At 71.5% G+C, this 14941-nt stretch carries 17 protein-coding genes; 8 read left to right on the plus strand and 9 right to left on the minus strand.

Features of this window, described 5'->3' with window-relative positions; all coding sequences use genetic code 11:
- Nucleotides 1–59 precede the first annotated feature (59 nt).
- Nucleotides 60–380, plus strand: a complete 321-nt coding sequence (locus ACFY36_RS43480) for an ArsR/SmtB family transcription factor (RefSeq protein ID WP_499751787.1) — start codon at nt 60–62, stop codon at nt 378–380.
- Here ACFY36_RS43480 and ACFY36_RS43485 read toward each other — a convergent pair.
- The 4 genes from ACFY36_RS43485 to ACFY36_RS43500 all read right to left on the minus strand — a co-directional run bounded on the left by ACFY36_RS43485 (nt 368) and on the right by ACFY36_RS43500 (nt 3966).
- Nucleotides 368–2413, minus strand: a complete 2046-nt coding sequence (locus ACFY36_RS43485; protein ID WP_499751788.1) for a glycoside hydrolase family 99 protein — start codon at nt 2411–2413, stop codon at nt 368–370. The two genes, ACFY36_RS43480 and ACFY36_RS43485, sit on opposite strands and share 13 nt — an antisense overlap.
- Before the next feature lie 81 nt (nt 2414–2494).
- Nucleotides 2495–3223: a CPBP family intramembrane glutamic endopeptidase gene (locus ACFY36_RS43490; RefSeq protein ID WP_499751789.1), complete on the minus strand. Its 729-nt coding sequence runs from the start codon at nt 3221–3223 to the stop codon at nt 2495–2497.
- Nucleotides 3224–3225: 2 nt separating this feature from the next.
- Nucleotides 3226–3711 (minus strand): hypothetical protein, encoded by a 486-nt coding sequence (locus ACFY36_RS43495; RefSeq protein ID WP_499751790.1) that lies wholly within the window; start codon nt 3709–3711, stop codon nt 3226–3228.
- Between the two features lie 9 nt (nt 3712–3720).
- Entirely contained in the window at nt 3721–3966 is a 246-nt protein-coding gene (locus tag ACFY36_RS43500) for a hypothetical protein (protein WP_499751791.1), read from the minus strand.
- A gap of 56 nt (nt 3967–4022) precedes the next feature.
- On the opposite strand from ACFY36_RS43500, the gene ACFY36_RS43505 reads away from it, so the two are divergent.
- The 4 genes from ACFY36_RS43505 to ACFY36_RS43520 all read left to right on the plus strand — a co-directional run bounded on the left by ACFY36_RS43505 (nt 4023) and on the right by ACFY36_RS43520 (nt 10127).
- Entirely contained in the window at nt 4023–6659 is a 2637-nt protein-coding gene (locus ACFY36_RS43505) for an ATP-binding protein (RefSeq protein WP_499751792.1), read from the plus strand.
- An 88-nt stretch (nt 6660–6747) separates the two neighbouring features.
- Nucleotides 6748–8130: an alpha/beta hydrolase gene (locus ACFY36_RS43510; RefSeq protein WP_499751793.1), complete on the plus strand. Its 1383-nt coding sequence runs from the start codon at nt 6748–6750 to the stop codon at nt 8128–8130.
- Between the two features lie 66 nt (nt 8131–8196).
- The gene (locus ACFY36_RS43515; RefSeq protein WP_499751794.1) at nt 8197–8526 is read left to right on the plus strand and encodes a YciI family protein; all 330 of its coding nucleotides are present in this window, start codon (nt 8197–8199) and stop codon (nt 8524–8526) included.
- A 59-nt stretch (nt 8527–8585) separates the two neighbouring features.
- On the plus strand, nt 8586–10127 hold the full coding sequence (locus ACFY36_RS43520; protein WP_499751795.1) for an Ltp family lipoprotein: 1542 nt from the start codon (nt 8586–8588) through the stop codon (nt 10125–10127).
- Between the two features lie 10 nt (nt 10128–10137).
- Here the strand turns inward: ACFY36_RS43520 and ACFY36_RS43525 are convergent, their stop codons facing one another.
- Together ACFY36_RS43525 and ACFY36_RS43530 are read right to left on the minus strand one after the other, a co-directional pair.
- The gene (locus tag ACFY36_RS43525; protein ID WP_499751796.1) at nt 10138–10446 is read right to left on the minus strand and encodes a winged helix-turn-helix domain-containing protein; all 309 of its coding nucleotides are present in this window, start codon (nt 10444–10446) and stop codon (nt 10138–10140) included.
- On the minus strand, nt 10443–10907 hold the full coding sequence (locus ACFY36_RS43530) for a hypothetical protein (RefSeq protein WP_499751797.1): 465 nt from the start codon (nt 10905–10907) through the stop codon (nt 10443–10445). The genes ACFY36_RS43525 and ACFY36_RS43530 overlap by 4 nt, the downstream gene beginning before the upstream one ends.
- Nucleotides 10908–11024: 117 nt before the next feature.
- On the opposite strand from ACFY36_RS43530, the gene ACFY36_RS43535 reads away from it, so the two are divergent.
- Together ACFY36_RS43535 and def are read left to right on the plus strand one after the other, a co-directional pair.
- Entirely contained in the window at nt 11025–11333 is a 309-nt protein-coding gene (locus tag ACFY36_RS43535; RefSeq protein WP_499751798.1) for a hypothetical protein, read from the plus strand.
- 27 nt (nt 11334–11360) lie between these two features.
- The gene (gene def / locus ACFY36_RS43540) at nt 11361–11897 is read left to right on the plus strand and encodes a peptide deformylase (RefSeq protein ID WP_499751799.1); all 537 of its coding nucleotides are present in this window, start codon (nt 11361–11363) and stop codon (nt 11895–11897) included.
- On the opposite strand, the gene ACFY36_RS43545 is transcribed toward def, so the two are convergent.
- Nucleotides 11884–12540, minus strand: coding sequence for an alpha/beta hydrolase (locus ACFY36_RS43545; protein WP_499751800.1), 657 nt, complete (start codon nt 12538–12540; stop codon nt 11884–11886). The two genes, def and ACFY36_RS43545, sit on opposite strands and share 14 nt — an antisense overlap.
- 82 nt (nt 12541–12622) lie before the next feature.
- Here ACFY36_RS43545 and ACFY36_RS43550 point away from each other — a divergent pair, with 82 nt between their 5' ends.
- Nucleotides 12623–13246, plus strand: coding sequence for a TetR/AcrR family transcriptional regulator (locus ACFY36_RS43550; RefSeq protein WP_499751801.1), 624 nt, complete (start codon nt 12623–12625; stop codon nt 13244–13246).
- On the opposite strand, the gene ACFY36_RS43555 is transcribed toward ACFY36_RS43550, so the two are convergent.
- Both ACFY36_RS43555 and ACFY36_RS43560 read right to left on the minus strand, forming a co-directional pair.
- Complete coding sequence (locus ACFY36_RS43555) at nt 13230–13826, minus strand: TetR/AcrR family transcriptional regulator (RefSeq protein WP_499751802.1); 597 nt, start codon at nt 13824–13826, stop codon at nt 13230–13232. The two genes, ACFY36_RS43550 and ACFY36_RS43555, sit on opposite strands and share 17 nt — an antisense overlap.
- Nucleotides 13823–14893, minus strand: a complete 1071-nt coding sequence (locus ACFY36_RS43560; protein ID WP_499751803.1) for an aldo/keto reductase — start codon at nt 14891–14893, stop codon at nt 13823–13825. Before ACFY36_RS43560 ends, ACFY36_RS43555 begins: the two co-directional genes overlap by 4 nt.
- Nucleotides 14894–14941: the final 48 nt, after the last annotated feature.

Genomic DNA, 14941 nt, shown 5'->3' on the forward strand with positions numbered 1-14941 from the left:
GCTCGAGGAGGGGTCGGGGTGGGTGCATCCGGGGCGGCTGGCGGTGGCGGTGGGCGGCGGTGACTGAGGAGGAGCTGTTCCGGGCGATGGCCGACCCGACCCGGCGGCGCATCCTCGATCTGCTCGCCGAGCACGGGACGCTGAGCGTGAGCGAGCTGTCGGCGCACTTTCCGGGGCTGGTGACCTCCGGCATCTCCAAGCACCTGATGGCCCTGCGGGCGGCGGGTCTGGTCACCGCCACCCGGCAGGGCCGCCATCAGCTGTACGCCATCGACGGCGAGGCGATGGCGCGGGCCATGGCGCCGTGGGTGGCCCGGTACGAGGCGTACTGGACGGGCGCCCTCGACCGGCTGAAGAGGGCGGCGAGTCAGGAGGAGTAGGCCTCCAGGGCCGAGAGCTGCCCGGCCGGCCAGCCCGTGTTGCCGGTGAAGGTCGCGCGGACGTAGCGGGCCTGAGTGGGCGGGCAGGTGATGGTCACCGTGTTGCCGCGGGCGGGGTCGAAGACGCGCGGGGCGGCGGCCGACAGCGTCGCCGTGCCGTCGGAGAGGGCGATCGTCTGGGTGCGGGCGCCCCACGACGGCGGCAGCTTGAGGACGACGCGGGAGACCGTGGTCGCGGCGCCCAGGTCGACCTGGATCCATTGCGGGAAGGCGTTGTTGCCGCTCTCCCAATAGGTGCCGGGGTCGCCGTCGACCGTGTTGCCGGGGGTGTAGTTCTGCACGGAGGCGCTCGCCGTGGTGGCGCGGCCGCGGGCGAGGTCGGCTGCGGGTGGGGGCGTGCTGTCGGCGTACACCTGCAATTGGGAAATTTGAGCCGCCGGCCAGCCGGAGTTGCCGCTGAAAGTGAGCCGGAGATTGCGCACCGCCGTGCCGGGAAGCGTGATGGTCACGGTGTTTCCGGAGGCGGGGTCGAAGGTGTACGTCGTGGCGGGGCCGCCCTGGACGGCGATGGTCTGGGTGCGGCGTTCCCAGCCGGTGGGCAGGCGCAGGACCAGGCGGGTGACGGCGTGCGCGGCGCCGAGGTCGACCTCGAACCACTGCGGGAACGCGCCGGCGCTCTCCCAATATGTGGCGGCGCCGCCGTCGACGGCGTTCCCGGCCGCGAAACCGCCGTTGGTGCTGCTCGCGCTCACCGCCTTGCCGGCGGCGAGATCTCCGGTGGGTTGCGGCGGGGTGGTCAGCGCGGGCGGGGTCGGCCGTACGGCGGTGAGCGCCAGCTGGCCCTTCAGCATGCGCCCGGCGTCGGTGGTGATGCGCAGGTAGTAATCCGACGAGCAGAAGGTGCCGTCCTCGTCGAGGGCGCGGATGCCGGTGCCGGCCGGCACCGAGGCGGCCGTCTCGGCGGTCTTGGCGATCTGGTTGCCCTCGTTGAATTCGTCGAACATCGAGACGTACAGACCCTGGGCGCCCAGGCGCACCATGTTGTAGACGCTGCGCCAGTAGAAATCGCCGTGCCGGCGGTGGCCGGAGGACAGGTCGCCGGGCAGCACGCACGGCTGATAGTCGATGCCGTGGGCGTTGCAGTCGGCCTGATCGGCGGTGTTCACATTGGACAGGAACCAGTCGAGGCCGTCGAGGGTGCCGGTGCGGCCGACCATCCACGGCGACAGCATGTGGAAGGCGTGGTAGACGTCGAGGAAGCCGGTGCGGCTGTCGTTCTTGCCCTCACGCCAGTAGGTGGGCACGCCGCCGATGACGTAGCAGCCCTGCGCCTTGAGCCAGTTGACGACGTCGAGGCAGGCGGCCGGGGCGAACGGGCGGCCGTCGTCGTTGAAGCCGAAGCCCCACACGCAGACGACGGGTTTGCCGTTCTGGCGCGCGTAGGCGGGGGAGGCCGTGTGCGCGGACATCTTGGTGGTCCAGTCCGTCTTCAGCTCGGACTGCATGTTCGTCCAGCCGGTGACGTCGTACATGATGTAGAACTTGCGGCCGGTCGCCTCGGCCGCCGCGCGCACCTTGACGGTCATCGCGTCGCGGGTGGGCCCCTCGTCGCCGACCGGGTTGAACCGTTGCAGGGCGGCGGTGTCGATGCCGTAGGTGCGCATCCACGCGAAGTGGGTGTCGACGGTCTGCTGGTCGTACGAGGAGAACAGCGCGGCCGGGGCCCCGTTTCCCAGATGGGGATAGGCGGTCGGGTACGTGTGGGTGAAGTCCCGCAGATCGGGCCAGGAAACGATCGTCGTGTTGCTCGGTGACGGCGGCTGGAAGCGGTCGCTGCTCCAGTGCCACCAGCCGCCGATCGGCGCGCCGTCACCCGGGCACGAGAACCAGCCCTGATAACCGACGCTGATCTTGCCGACGACGTCGCCCGGCGGCGAGGCGGCCCGGGCGGGTTCGCCGCCGGCGTCGGTCAGCAGGGCCGCGGCGGACCCGGCGGCGGTCGCGGACAGCAGCGTACGACGGGTGAGGCGCATGGGGACTCCGTGGGGATGGAGGGGAACGGATTGACGGTCATCATTCCGCTTCCCGTCACATGACCGCAATAGTTGGACACATCAATGAAATATTTTGTCCTTACTCCTGGAAGGTCGATACAGGAAGGCCAGCATGGGTACGAGGATGGACGCGGCCAGGACGACGACGGTGAACTGGGGCGGATAGGTGCGCTCCCACAGCTGCCATGTGCCGATCAGGCCGTGCACGATCGCCGGCGGCCACGTCGAATGGCCGCCGCGCTCCCACAACCAGGCCAGCGGAAGGCAGGTGACGGCCGCGCTGAGCAGGGCCAGGAGGCCGACCATCGGGCCCGAGGTGATGAGGATGGGCACGTGGGTCAGGGCGATCAGCGGAATGGACAGGGCGACCGCTTGGCCGAAACGAGCCCGCCGGCGCAGATGCCCGAAGGCGAAGCCGCGCCAGACCAGCTCCTCGGCGACACCGTGGAAGAGCAGGGCGGCGACCAGAACCGCGGGCCAGTTGCCGCGAAGGGTGAGGTGCACGCCGAGCAGAGCGGCGCCGCCGAGATAGGTGGCGATCACGCCCGCGCCGATCAGCGTGGCCACCAGGCAGGCGCGGGGCGTGGACGGGCGCAGCCGCAGGCCCAGGAGCACCGGCAGTCGCCGCAACGGCTGGCCCTGCAGGAAGCGCATGCCGAGGACGAGGACGGCCGAGGCGGCGGCGAGCGCGGCCACGGCGGCCGGCAGGTACGGCGGCGCGGTGGCGAGCCGGTCGAGGGCCAGCCAGGCCGCCGCGAAGATCAGCGCGAAGCGTACGGTCCCGGACATGGCTACGGCCAGGTCGCGTAGACGTAGGCGGCCGACAGGAACAGGGCGAACGCCGCCCAGGTGAGCACCGCGCGGATCCAGTTCAGGGCGAAGTAGCGGCCGCGGGTCCGCTCCCAGCCGGACGGCACCGCGTCCGGGTCCCAGCCGAGAATCACGTCGTAGAGCGGCTCCGACAGGCGGTTGGAGACCAGCAGCGGACCGGCCACGGTCAGGGCGAGCCCCACCGCCGTGAGGACGAACGGGGCGCCGGACGCGTCGCCGCGCAGGCCGATCAGGGCGAGGACGGGGGCCAGGACCAGGCCGCCGACCAGCGCGTAGTTCGTCGGGGAACGCCGGGCCGTCGGGAGGAAGGCGCGCAGTTGCAGGGCGAAGCCGCGGCCGTCCTCGGCGGCGTAGATCGGGTGCAGGATCGTGGTCAGGGTCAGCAGCAGGCCGGACCACAGCCCGGCGCAGACGATCGAGAGGCCCAGGCCGGTCTCGGCGAGCATCGTTCCTCCTCAGAGCGAGAAATGGGTGTGGTGAACCCGGGTGGCGGTGCTGGTCGCGGCGACGAAGGGCGGCAGCTGCCCGAGCGCCGCGGGCTCGTCGGGAGCCGTGGCCAGCCACCAGATCTCGTGCCCGCCGCCGCGGCACGAGGCGAGCGCGGCCGTGCCCCGCAGCGGCGACGCGAAGCCCCGGAACGCGGCGAAGACCACGCCGCAGTCGGCGGCGCCGTGACGGTTGTGGAGCAGGAAGACAGGCACAACCCCGAGCCTGGCGACCGTGGCGCCGGCCGACATCGGGGTGCGACCCTGAGGTCGTGCACGCGGGCACCCTGATAGGGCGCGACGCCGAACTCGCGCGGTTCGGCGCCGAGCTGGACGCGCTCGCCGGTGGTCCGGCCCGGGCGATGGTCGTCGCCGGTGAGCCCGGCATCGGCAAGAGCCGGTTGCTGGCCGAGCTGGCCGCCCGGTCCGACGCGCGGGGCATGCTCGTGCTCACCGGCAGCGCCTCGGAGTTCGAGCGGGACCTGCCGTTCTGGCTGTTCGTCGACGCCCTCGACGAATATCTGCGCGCGGCCGCGCCGGACGGGCTGGCCGACCCCGACCTGGCCGAGATCCTGCCGTCGGTGCCGGCCGGAGCGGGCCCACCGGCTCGTGGCGACCCCCGCTATCGCACACATCGGGCGATGCGCCGGCTGCTCGAGGCGCTGGCCGAGAAGAACCCGGTCGTGCTCGTCCTCGACGATCTGCACTGGGCCGACTCGGGCTCGATCGAGCTGATCTGCGCGCTGCTGCGCCGCCCGCCGGCCGGGCCGGTGCTGCTGGCGATGGCGGCGCGGCCACGGCAGATGCCGGCCCGCCTGGCGGCGTCTCTGGCCGGTGTGACCCGGCTCGACCCGGGACCGCTCAGCCTGGACGAGGCCCGCGAGCTCGTCGGCGAGGAAGCGGAGGCGGTGTACGCCGAGAGCGGTGGCAACCCGTTCTATCTGCGCCAGCTGGCGCGCTCACCCCGTGCCGCGCGAGGCCACACCGGAACCGCCCACGAGGTTCCGGCGGCCGTGGCGGCCGCGATCGCCGACGAGCTGGCCCTGCTCGACCGCGACACCAGGCGGGTGCTGGCGGGCGCGGCGGTCGCCGGAGACCCGTTCCCGCTGGAGCTGGCGGCGGCCGCGGTCCCGGCGCCGGAGGAGGCGGTGGCGGCGGCGATCGACGAGTTGGAGTCGCGCGACCTGATCCGGCCCGGCGAGACGCCACGGCGGTTCCGGTTCCGCCATCCGCTGCTGCGCCGGGCCGTCTACGACGCGGCGCCCCGGGCGTGGCGGCTCGGAGCGCACGAGCGGGTGGCCGCGGCCCTGCGCGACCGGGGCGTGCCCCCGGCGGGGCGGGCCCATCACGTCGTGCACGCCGCGCGCCGGGGCGACCGGGAGGCGGTGGCGCTGCTGAGGGCGGCCGGCGACGACGTGGCCGGCCGGGCGCCGGCCGAGGCGGCGGCCTGGTACGAGGCGGCGATCGGCCTGCTGACCGAGGAGGACGCCGGCCTGTGGGAGGCGCTGGGCCGCTCGCTGGGCGCGGCCGGCCGGCTCACCGAGGCCCGGTCGGCGATGGTGCGCGCGCTCGGTCTGCGGCCCGGCGATCCGCCGCTGATCGCCGCCTGCGCCGGCCTCGAACACACACTCGGCTACCACGACGAGGCCCATCGCCGGCTGGAGTTGGCGTTCCTGGAGAAGGAGGACGCGCGCTTCCTGGGCGCGCTGGCCCGGGACCATCTGTTCCGCCTGGACTTCGAGGGGGCGCTGGCGTGGTCGCGCCGAGCCCTGGCCTCGTCGGCCTCGGCGGAGGCCGCGGTCGGCCTGGCCGTGAGTGCCTCCTTCGCCGGCGGCCCTGGCGCCGGTGACGCGTGCGCCGAGGCGGCCGCGCTGGTCGACGCCCTCACCGACGCGCAGATCGGGCACGCGCCCGACCCGATGCCGGCCCGGCTGGCCGCGGCCGAACTCTTCGCCGGGCGCCGGGCCGAGGCGGAACGCCACGCGGAACGCGCCCTCGCCCTGTCCGGCCATCACGTGCCCGTCATGTTCTGGGCCGGGCTGGTGCGAGCCGCCCTCGGCCGGCTCCGGGAGGCGGAGTCCCTGCTCGACGAGGCGATCGAGGTGGCCCGGGCCACCGGGAATCCGTCCATGCTCGGCTGGGTACTTCTGGCCCGCTCCACGGTCGCCACGGCCGGCGGAGACTTCGCCCTGGCCCGCGCGGCCGCCGGGGAGAGCACGACCCTCCACACCGGAATGACACTGCCCGCCGTCTGGGCGCGCGCCGCGCTCGCGGCCGCCCTCCTGGAATCCGGCGAGCCCGGCCCGGCCGAGCAGATCCTGCCCGCCGAGGCGCACATGCCGGCCCCGCTGCGCCCCGCTGTCAACGAGCTCCGGACCCGCTGCCTCCTCCGGCTCGGCCGTCCCGCCGAGGCGACCGACCCTTTGGCCCTCGCCGAGGTGGCGCTGCACGAGGGCCGCCACCGCGCGGCCGCCGAACTGGCCCTCGCCACCGCGACCACGGACGGCGTCCTCAACGCCGCCGCTGCCCGGCGCCTCGCCGCCCGGGCCTTGGAAGCCGCCGGCGACCTCCCGCACGCGCGCGAACAACTCCTGCTGGCCCGGGCCGTCTACGACCGCTGCGGCGCCCCGCGCCGGGTGGCCGAGATCGAACGGGACCTTCGCCGTCTCGGTGACCGGAGCATCCACCACCGGACCGCGCGCGGCGTGCCCACCACCGGCGGGCTCGCCACCCTGACCGCCCGCGAGCTCCAGATCGCGCGCCTGGTCACCGACCGCCGTACGAACGCGGAGATCGCCGCCGAGCTCTACCTGAGCCGTAAGACCGTCGAGACCCACATCCGCAACCTGTTCCACAAGTTGTCGGTCAGCTCCCGCCAGGAGATCGCCCGCCTCGTGGAGCGTTCCTGAGGCGTACGGGCGGCACGTTTCCGGGAGTGCGCCGACCGGGCCGGGCTCGATACCGTCGCTTGTGCTTTCAGGCAGGCGGATCTTCATAGTGGCGCTCGTCGCGGCGGTCCTCGGCGCCACCGGGCTGGGATTGCTGGCCTCGGCCGGCGGCGAGTCGACGCCCGGGCGGGCGGTGGTGGCCGGAGTGCCTCTCCACGAGGTCCATCCGGCCGGGCTGAAACCGGGGGAGCGGCGCCCCGGCGTGGTGGTCGCCCACGGCTACGCGGGCTCGGCCAAGCTGATGGCGCAGTTCGGGGACACCCTGGCCGCCCGGGGCTATGTGGTGGTCCTGCTGGACTTCGCCGGTCACGGGGCCAACGCGAAGCCCCGGACCGGCAACGCCGTCCTCCAGGAGGATCTCGACGTGGCGGTGCGGCATCTGCGCGGCCTGCGGGACGTGGACAACGCCCGCATCGCGTTGGTGGGCCACTCGATGGGCGCCACGGCGGTCACCGCGTACGCGGCCGAGCACCCCGACATCGTGGCCACCGTGGCCATCTCCCTGCCGTCGGTGCCCGACGGCCACCCGAAGAACCTGCTGATGCTGGTCGGCCAGGCCGAATTTGCGGGCTTCCGGGCCACGGCGGCCGACGCCGCCGCGCGGATCGCGGACAGCCGGGCCGAGACGATTCCCGGGGTGGAGCACATTTCCATCCTGTACGCCCCCAGGACCCACCGGGAGACGGTCGCCTGGCTGGACCAGCGGTTCGGCGGGCCGATCACGCAGGCGGCGATCCCGTCGCCGCTGCGCCGCGTGGCCGGCGCCGGTCTGCTGTTCGTGGGTCTGCTGGTGGGGCTCTATCCGCTGGCCCGCCTGCTGTTCCGGGGCCGGGCCCGGCCCGACCGGTTCCGCCCGGTCCTGCTGGCGCCGATCGCGGGCGCGGCGCTCGTGGCGGCACTGGTGGCGGCCGTGCTGCCGACGTCATGGTTCCCGCTGGACTCGGGCGACTACGCGGTCGCTTTCACGTTCCTGTTCGGCGGGCTTCTGCTCCTCGTGGCCCCACGGGAGAAACCGCGGTGGGCGCCCGGGGCGGTGGTGCTCGTCCTCTACGCAGCGGTGACGATCGTCGTGCCGTTGCAGCTGGGCTTCACGAACATGTGGCCGGCCGGCGCCCGGTGGTGGCTGCTTCCGGTGGTGTGGGCGGGTTTCGCGGTTCTTTCGTACGCCGGCGAGCGGCTCAGCCGGGGCAGCACGCTCGGTGTCCTGGCGGTCGGGGCGGCCACCGTCGTAGCTCTGACCGCCGCGGCGACACTGGGCCTGACCAACGGCTTCCTGCTCCTGGTGGTGCCGCTCCTGGCCGTCCTGCTGGTGCTGCAGGCGGGCTGGAGCGCCCTGCTCAACCGCCTGGCGGCCCCCGATTGGGCGATCGCCCTGGCCGGTTCGCTGCTGGTGGCGTGGCCGATCGCCGCCACGTTGCCGATCACGGCTTGACCACTGATACGCGCGAAAGTCGCGCGGCGCCCCGGAGAAGAGGCGTACCTCCTCTAAAATCCCGTGATGGCCAGATTCCTCGCGCTCTTCAGCGGCGCCGCCGACGAGACCGACAAGGCCGAACTGACCGAACAGCGGCAGACCGAGTTCATCGATGCCTGGGCGTCATGGGCGCGGGCCAACGAGAGGGCGCTGGTCGATCCCGGCGCGCCGCTCAACGCCAAGAAGCGAGTGACGGCGCGGGGCGTCGAGGATTTCACCGACGCCCTGACCGCCTACGCCATCGTGGAGGCGAACTCGCACGACGAGGCGGCACAGATCTTCTCCGGCCACCCGCACCTGGTGCTGTTCCCCGGCAATTCGATCGCGGTGCTGGAGTGCCCGGGGCCGCCCTGAGGGGTTGTCTCCAGGCCGGCGCCCGTGTGAAAAGCACAGAGAATCGCAATGGGGGAAGCATGGACCGGGTCGGCGTACTGGTGATCGCCGCGTTGCCGGAGGAGTTCGAGGCGGCCAGGACGGCCGGTCTGGCCGACGGTTCGTCCGGAGTCCTTCGGTGGGAGGATCGTGGGCTGGATGGTGTCCCGCCGTTCTTGTGGGGTGAGTACCGCGTTGACGGGAAGACCCGGTTCACGGTGGCGCTGGCCCGGCCGACGCGGATGGGCGGTCGAGTAGCCGGGCAGTTTGCCGCGTCGCTGGTCTACCGGCTTCGCCCGGCGTTTTTGGCCATGTGTGGCGTGTGCGCGGGCAATCCGGCCGATACGGCGCTGGGTGACGTTGTGGTCGGCAATCCCGTTTATGAGTGGGACGAGGGCAAACACTCGGATTCTGGGTTCCAGGGCGATCACCGGCAGTACTCGCTGGAATCCGGCTGGGTGCGCGCCGCGCAGGACCTCGATATCAGCACGATGGCCGGGCAGGGTGACGCCAGCGAGGACGAGGCGTTGCTCTGGTTCCTCGAGCAGTTGTTCCGCGGCCAGCAGCCGCGTAACCATCCCGCGCGCAGCCGGTACTTCCCGGCCGGCACCTGGCGACCGCGCTTGGATCGCCTTGAGGAGCGAGGCTGGATCCGCCGTGAGCCGAGCGGCGAGGCCGTGCTGACCAGCGAGGGATCCGACGTTGTGCGGCGGCGGCTGTACGACGATGTCGACGGACCGGAACGCCTTCCGTTCCGCGTGCTCACCGCCCCGATGGCCAGTGGAAGCGCCGTCGTCGCTGATGCCGGGATCTGGGATCGGTTGCAGGTCATGGGAATACGGAAGATCGCCGCCGTGGAGATGGAGGCTGCGACGATCGCTACCGTGGCCGATGAGCACGGAATCCCCTGGCTGGTCGCCAAGGGCGTGATGGACCACGCTGACACTGGAAAGGACGATCGCTACAAGCGTTTCGCCGCCCACGCTTCGGCGCGGGTCATGTTCGCCTTGCTGGAACGCCTCGCCCCCACAGCCGGCCTCCCGGCCACCGAGCCCGTTGCCGACGCCCATACGGTGCCGGCCGAGGAGCCCACCCCGGAACCGGTAGCCATGCCCGCAGTCGTCAAGCCACTGGCGGTGCAGAACGCCGTCCGGTCGGCCTGGGATTACCTGCAGTTTTCGGGTTTCTCTCGTAAGGGACTGATCGCGCAGCTGTCCTCGGACGCTGGTGGCGGTTATTCGGTTGAGGAGGCGACCCTCGCGGTGGATTCTCTGGGCGTCGATTTCAACGAGCAGGCTGTCCGGTCGGCCAAGAACTTCCTGTCAATTTCGGGTTTCTCTCGCAAAGGGCTGATCGCGCAGCTGTCCTCGGACGCTGGTGGCGGTTATTCGGTTGAGGAGGCGACCCTCGCGGTGGATTCTCTGGGCGTCGATTTCAACGAGCAGGCTGTCCGGTCGGCCAAGGACTATCTGGCATTCTCCGGTTTCTCCCGTAGAGGGCTGATCGCACAGCTGGAGTCGGATGCCGGCGGCGGCTACACGCACTCGCAGGCTGTTCATGGAGTCGAGAAGGCGGGGCTCTGACGGCGTACCTCTATGGGGTTATCTCCAGGCCCGCGCGGGCGACGATCTGTTGCAGGGCCGCCACGTGGGCGGCGAAAGCCTCGCGGCCGGTGGGGGTCAGGCGGGCCGAGGTGCGTGGGCGTTTGCCCACGAAGGACTTTCGGATGTCTATGTAGCCGGCCTCCTCCAAAGTGGTCAGCTGTTTCGACAAGGCCGAGTCGGACAGGCCGGTCTGCTCGCGGAGGAACTTGAAGTCGGCCCACTCGGCGGCGGTCAGCAGGCTCACCAAGGAGAGCCTGGTCGGTGCGTGGATGAGGTCGTCGAATCGTGGCTCGGTCACCGGGCGCCGGCCAAGGGGCGGGAAAGCATCAGGCGGCGGAGGTACGCCATCAGGCGCGGGCCGCCGAAGGCCATGCCCAGGGCGACGGGCACCATCGCGATGGTGGCCGGGTGCGGGGTGCCGAGCGCCTTCAGGGTGAAGGCCAGGGCGAGGCCGGCGGCGACCAGTGACAGGGCGAAGGCGGCGATGGCCAGGGCGCCGCGCGGGCCGAGCAGGGCGTTGCGGACCTGCACGCGGGAGCGGAAGGCGACCGCACCGATCGCGGCGGCCAGGCCCAGGCCGTAGACGGCCGAACCGGTGGCGACCAGCCACGGGATCCGGCTCTCGACGGCGGCCACGAACAGCAGCATGAGGGCGCCGATCGTGGGCCAGAACCAGGTGGGGACCAGGTTGGACGTGACGACCTGGTCGCGGCGGATGCGGACCTCGGCGAGGGCGAGCTCGGCGTCGATGGGATCCATGGGTTGAAGTATCGGCTAGTACTTTCCTGTTAGGCAAGTACTTTCCCTGAGATCTCTCTGAACTTCGGCTGGTTCGATCCGTTCAAAAGGGCAAACCGTCTCTGGGAGGCATCAAATATGCGCAGGACCGTCACCCTGGCCGCCGCGATCGTCGCCGCCGGTCTCGTGGCCAGCCCCGCCGCCGCGGCCACGCCGGACTGGAACACCGGTCTGACCTTCTACAACGGAACGACGCCGGTGGCGAACTACGCCGACCCGGACGGAGCGTGCACGGCCTTCCCGTCCACCGCCAATCTGCTCGTCGGCTGGTCGAATGTGCAGAACGTCGAGGCCTGGACAGGTGCGAACTGCACCGGCTACGCCTACAACCTCGGCACCCTGCGCAGCTTCGGCACCGGCGAGTTCAAGAGCTTCCGCGCGAGCTGAAAGCCAGAGCAGAGGTACGTTTTCTCCATGACCGTTGTGTCCATCCGGAAAGTCGGCGATTCGGTGCTGCGCCGGGTCGCCGACCCCGTCACCAGTTTCGACGCGGAGCTGCGCCAGCTCGTCCGCGATCTCAATGAGACCCTGGCCAAGTCGCGGGGCGCCGGCCTGGCCGCTCCGCAGATCGGGGTGGGATTGCGGGTCTTCGCGATCAACCCGGATCTGCCCGGCAACGACGCCAAGCTCGATCACCTGATCAACCCGGTGCTCGAGTTCCCCGACGAGGAGGAGCAGGACGGGCCCGAGGGCTGCCTGTCGATCCCGGGCATCTACCTCGACACCAAGCGCCGCATGAACGTCGCGGCCAAGGGCTACACCGAGCACGGCGACCCCGTGCAGGTGGTCGGGGCCGGGCTGCTGGCTCGCTGCATCCAGCACGAGACCGACCATCTCGACGGGGTGCTCTTCATCGACCGGCAGGACGCGGCCGGGCGGGAGCGGCTGCTGGCCACTCTCCGCGAGGCCGCGTGGTTCGACGACGCTCAGGTCAAGGTCAGCCCGCACTGATGATCTCGTCGATGACCTTCGCCAGTTCGGCGGGCATCGACAGGTGCGGTGAGTGCGAGCTCGCCAGGTGGCGTACGTCCTGTGCCCGCTTGGCGAGCTCGTTCTGCAGCTCGGCCGGGATCGAGCGGTCGTCGTCCGTGACGATGTAGGTGGACGGGACGTCGTGCCAGACCGCCCGGCCGACCGGGGTGGCGAACGACGAGTGGGTCTGGCCGACGAGCTCCTTCAGGGCCGCCCCGGCGTCCTCCACGTCGTGGTAGAGGGCGGCGTGCGGGTCCTCGGGCAGGGGGAAGAGCCCGGCCGGGATCTCGGCCGGCGCGGGCATGCCGAGCAGGGTGTACATCGACTCGCCGGCGTCGGGCATGAAGGCGGCCAGGAAGATGACGCGCTCGACCCCGGCGGCGGCCTCCGTGACCGGGATGCCGGCGTAGGAGTGGGCCACGACGACGACCCGGCCGTCGATCGCGTCCAGCGCCCCGCGGATCACGGCCGCGTCGTCGTGCACGTCGCCCGTGGGGTCGGCGCCGGCGCTCGGCAGGGCCGGGGTGACCGTGTCGTACCCCAGCCCGTGCAGCTCCTTCTCGAGCTTCGACCAGGTGCCCGGCCGGTGCCACGCCCCGTGTACGAGCATCACCGTCGTCATGGTGGGTCCTCCCGTGGAGACACTATGTCGGACACTGTGTCCGACGCGGGAAACCGTACATCGGGCGATCTAGGATCGTGAAATGCCGTCCACCACACGCCGCCCCTCGGCCGGGCCCGACCGGCGCGCCGCCGTCCAGGCGCAGATCGTGGCCGCGACCGAGCGTCTGCTGGCCGGTGGCGCCACCTTCACCGAGCTCGGGGTGCAGCGCATCGCGGCCGAGGCGGGGGTCGCGCGCTCGACGTTCTACCTGCATTTCCGCGACAAGAGCGAGCTGGCGCTGAGCCTCGCGGGAAGCCTGGCCGGCGCGGCGTACGCCATCATGCAGGCGTGGGACCCGGGCGCGCCGGACGCCCTGGAGTCGTTCGAGCGCACGATGGCCGACGTGATCCGGTTCTACCGGGCGCGGCCGGCCGCGCTGGCCGCCGTGCTCGAGGTGACGGCGTACGACGAGGCGGTGCGCGAGGCGTGGGCGGGTCAGCTCGACCAGTTCGCCGGGCTGGCCACGCGGCTGCTGACGGCCGAGCAGGAAGCCGGGCGTACGACGGCCGATCTGGAGCCGTCCGCGGCCGGCCGGCTCATGATCTACGGCGGGATGCAGGCCATCGCTCATCAGGTGGCGTCGGGTGCGCCCGAGGAGGACGGCGCGGTCGCGCGGGAGCTGGCCCGGCTCCAGTGGTACGGGACCTTCAGGCGCCCCGCTTGAGGCCGTCGATCGCGAGGTCGACGGCGGATTCGAGATATTCCGTACGGCCGGTGTTGCTCAGCAGCAGCACGCCGCCCTGGATGCCGGCGATCAGCCCGGCTGCCGCCCTCGTGGCATCGATAGTGTCTGAGATGTCGTGACTTTCTTGCATCTGACGGATTCCCGTGGCGAGGGCGGCCTGCCACTGGTCCATCAGGCCGGTCAGCACGGCCCGGGCCGCGGGAGCACGCCGTCCGGTGTCGCCGAGCAGGCCCCGGAGCGGGCACCGATCGCCCTGGGAGACGTAGCGGTCGACGACGCGGTCACGCCACTTGCCCCAGGCCTCCCATGAGGTCAGGTGGCTCAGGTACGGCTCCTGATCGGCCAGCACCTGGTCGGCCTCCTGCTGCACCACGGCCAGCAGCAGGCCCTCCTTGCCGTCGGGGAAGTAGTGGAAGAGCTGACTCTTGCTGGTCCCCGTGCGGGCCATGACGTCCTCGAGGCGTACCTCGTCGACGCCGCGCTCCCGCAGCTCCGCCGCCGCACCGGAAACGATGCGGCGGCGGGTCTGTTCCCCCTTGGGGGTCAAGGTTCGGGTCACTTCGCCGCCGCGTTCATCACCGGCCGAGCGTATCCCGCCGGTTTGTCGCCGATGGCCAGGCCGGGGCTGACGATCCACGACTGGTACTCGGGCGTGAACATCGAGTAGAGCTGTGGGGTCTCCGGGGCGCTGGCCTCATCGAGGATGTGGCGCGCGTGGGAAGGCAGCTCGAAGTCCAGCGCCGCCATGTTGCTCTTGAGCTGGGCGGCGCTCGACGCGCCGACGATGGCCGAGGCGATGCCGGGCTGGGTGACGGTCCAGTTGATCGCGACCTGGGCCATCGGGCGGCCGAGCTCGGTCGCCACCCCGTCCAGGGCGTCGATGATCTTCTGGTCGCGGGGGCTGATCTCGGTGCCGGCCAACCGGCCCTCGGCCGGGGCGCCGGCCCGGTACTTGCCGCTGAGCAGGCCGCCGGCCAGGGGACTCCAGGCCGTGATGCCGATGCCCAGGGTCTGCGCCATCGGCGCGAACTCGGGCTCGATGCCGCGGTTGTTGAGGGCGTACGGCAGCTGGAGGTTGACCATCGGGGTCATGGCGTGCGCCTCGGCGTACGTCTGCGCCCGTGCCGCGTACCAGGCCGGGGTGTCGGACAGGCCCGCGTAGCGGATCTTGCCGGCCCGGACCAGGTCGTCGAAGGTCTGCACGACCTCCTCGACCGGGGTGATCCGGTCCCACGTGTGCAGCAGGTAGAGATCCAGGTAGTCGGTGCCGAGCCGCTTGAGCGAGGCGTCGAGGGCCCGCACGATGTGCTTGCGCCCGTTGCCGCTGGCGTTCGGGTCGCTCGGGTCGATCGTGTTGGTGAACTTGCCGGTCAGCACGAGGCGCTCACGGTTGCCGGCCCGGGCGATGAGCCGGCCGAGGATGCGCTCGCTCTCACCGGCCGTGTAGAAGTCGGCCGTGTCGATGAGGTTGCCGCCGTTGTCGACGTACTCCCGGAAGATCGGCTCCGCCTCCTCCTCGGTCTTGCCGTAGGCAGCGTGGAAGCCGTCGACGCCGAAGTTCATGGTTCCCAGGGCCAGGCGGCTGACGCGCAGTCCGGAGCGGCCGAGCAGGTAGTAGTGATTCATGGCGGTAACGGTGACGCCGCAAAAATGGACCCGCAAGTCCAATCGATG

The sequence above is a fragment of the Actinoplanes sp. NPDC000266 genome (assembly GCF_042899005.1).
In the GTDB taxonomy this organism is placed as follows: domain Bacteria; phylum Actinomycetota; class Actinomycetes; order Mycobacteriales; family Micromonosporaceae; genus Actinoplanes.

What these genes read in the sequence shown, in the direction of transcription:
- ACFY36_RS43520 (WP_499751795.1), top strand. Translation starts at nt 8,586, where the DNA reads ATGGACCGGGTCGGCGTACTGGTGATCGCCGCGTTGCCGGAGGAGTTC.
- ACFY36_RS43485 (WP_499751788.1), bottom strand. Translation starts at nt 2,413, where the DNA reads ATGCGCCTCACCCGTCGTACGCTGCTGTCCGCGACCGCCGCCGGGTCC.
- ACFY36_RS43530 (WP_499751797.1), bottom strand. Translation starts at nt 10,907, where the DNA reads ATGGATCCCATCGACGCCGAGCTCGCCCTCGCCGAGGTCCGCATCCGC.
- ACFY36_RS43495 (WP_499751790.1), bottom strand. Translation starts at nt 3,711, where the DNA reads ATGCTCGCCGAGACCGGCCTGGGCCTCTCGATCGTCTGCGCCGGGCTG.
- def (WP_499751799.1), top strand. Translation starts at nt 11,361, where the DNA reads ATGACCGTTGTGTCCATCCGGAAAGTCGGCGATTCGGTGCTGCGCCGG.
- ACFY36_RS43535 (WP_499751798.1), top strand. Translation starts at nt 11,025, where the DNA reads ATGCGCAGGACCGTCACCCTGGCCGCCGCGATCGTCGCCGCCGGTCTC.
- ACFY36_RS43560 (WP_499751803.1), bottom strand. Translation starts at nt 14,893, where the DNA reads ATGAATCACTACTACCTGCTCGGCCGCTCCGGACTGCGCGTCAGCCGC.
- ACFY36_RS43545 (WP_499751800.1), bottom strand. Translation starts at nt 12,540, where the DNA reads ATGACGACGGTGATGCTCGTACACGGGGCGTGGCACCGGCCGGGCACC.
- ACFY36_RS43490 (WP_499751789.1), bottom strand. Translation starts at nt 3,223, where the DNA reads ATGTCCGGGACCGTACGCTTCGCGCTGATCTTCGCGGCGGCCTGGCTG.
- ACFY36_RS43550 (WP_499751801.1), top strand. Translation starts at nt 12,623, where the DNA reads ATGCCGTCCACCACACGCCGCCCCTCGGCCGGGCCCGACCGGCGCGCC.
- ACFY36_RS43515 (WP_499751794.1), top strand. Translation starts at nt 8,197, where the DNA reads ATGGCCAGATTCCTCGCGCTCTTCAGCGGCGCCGCCGACGAGACCGAC.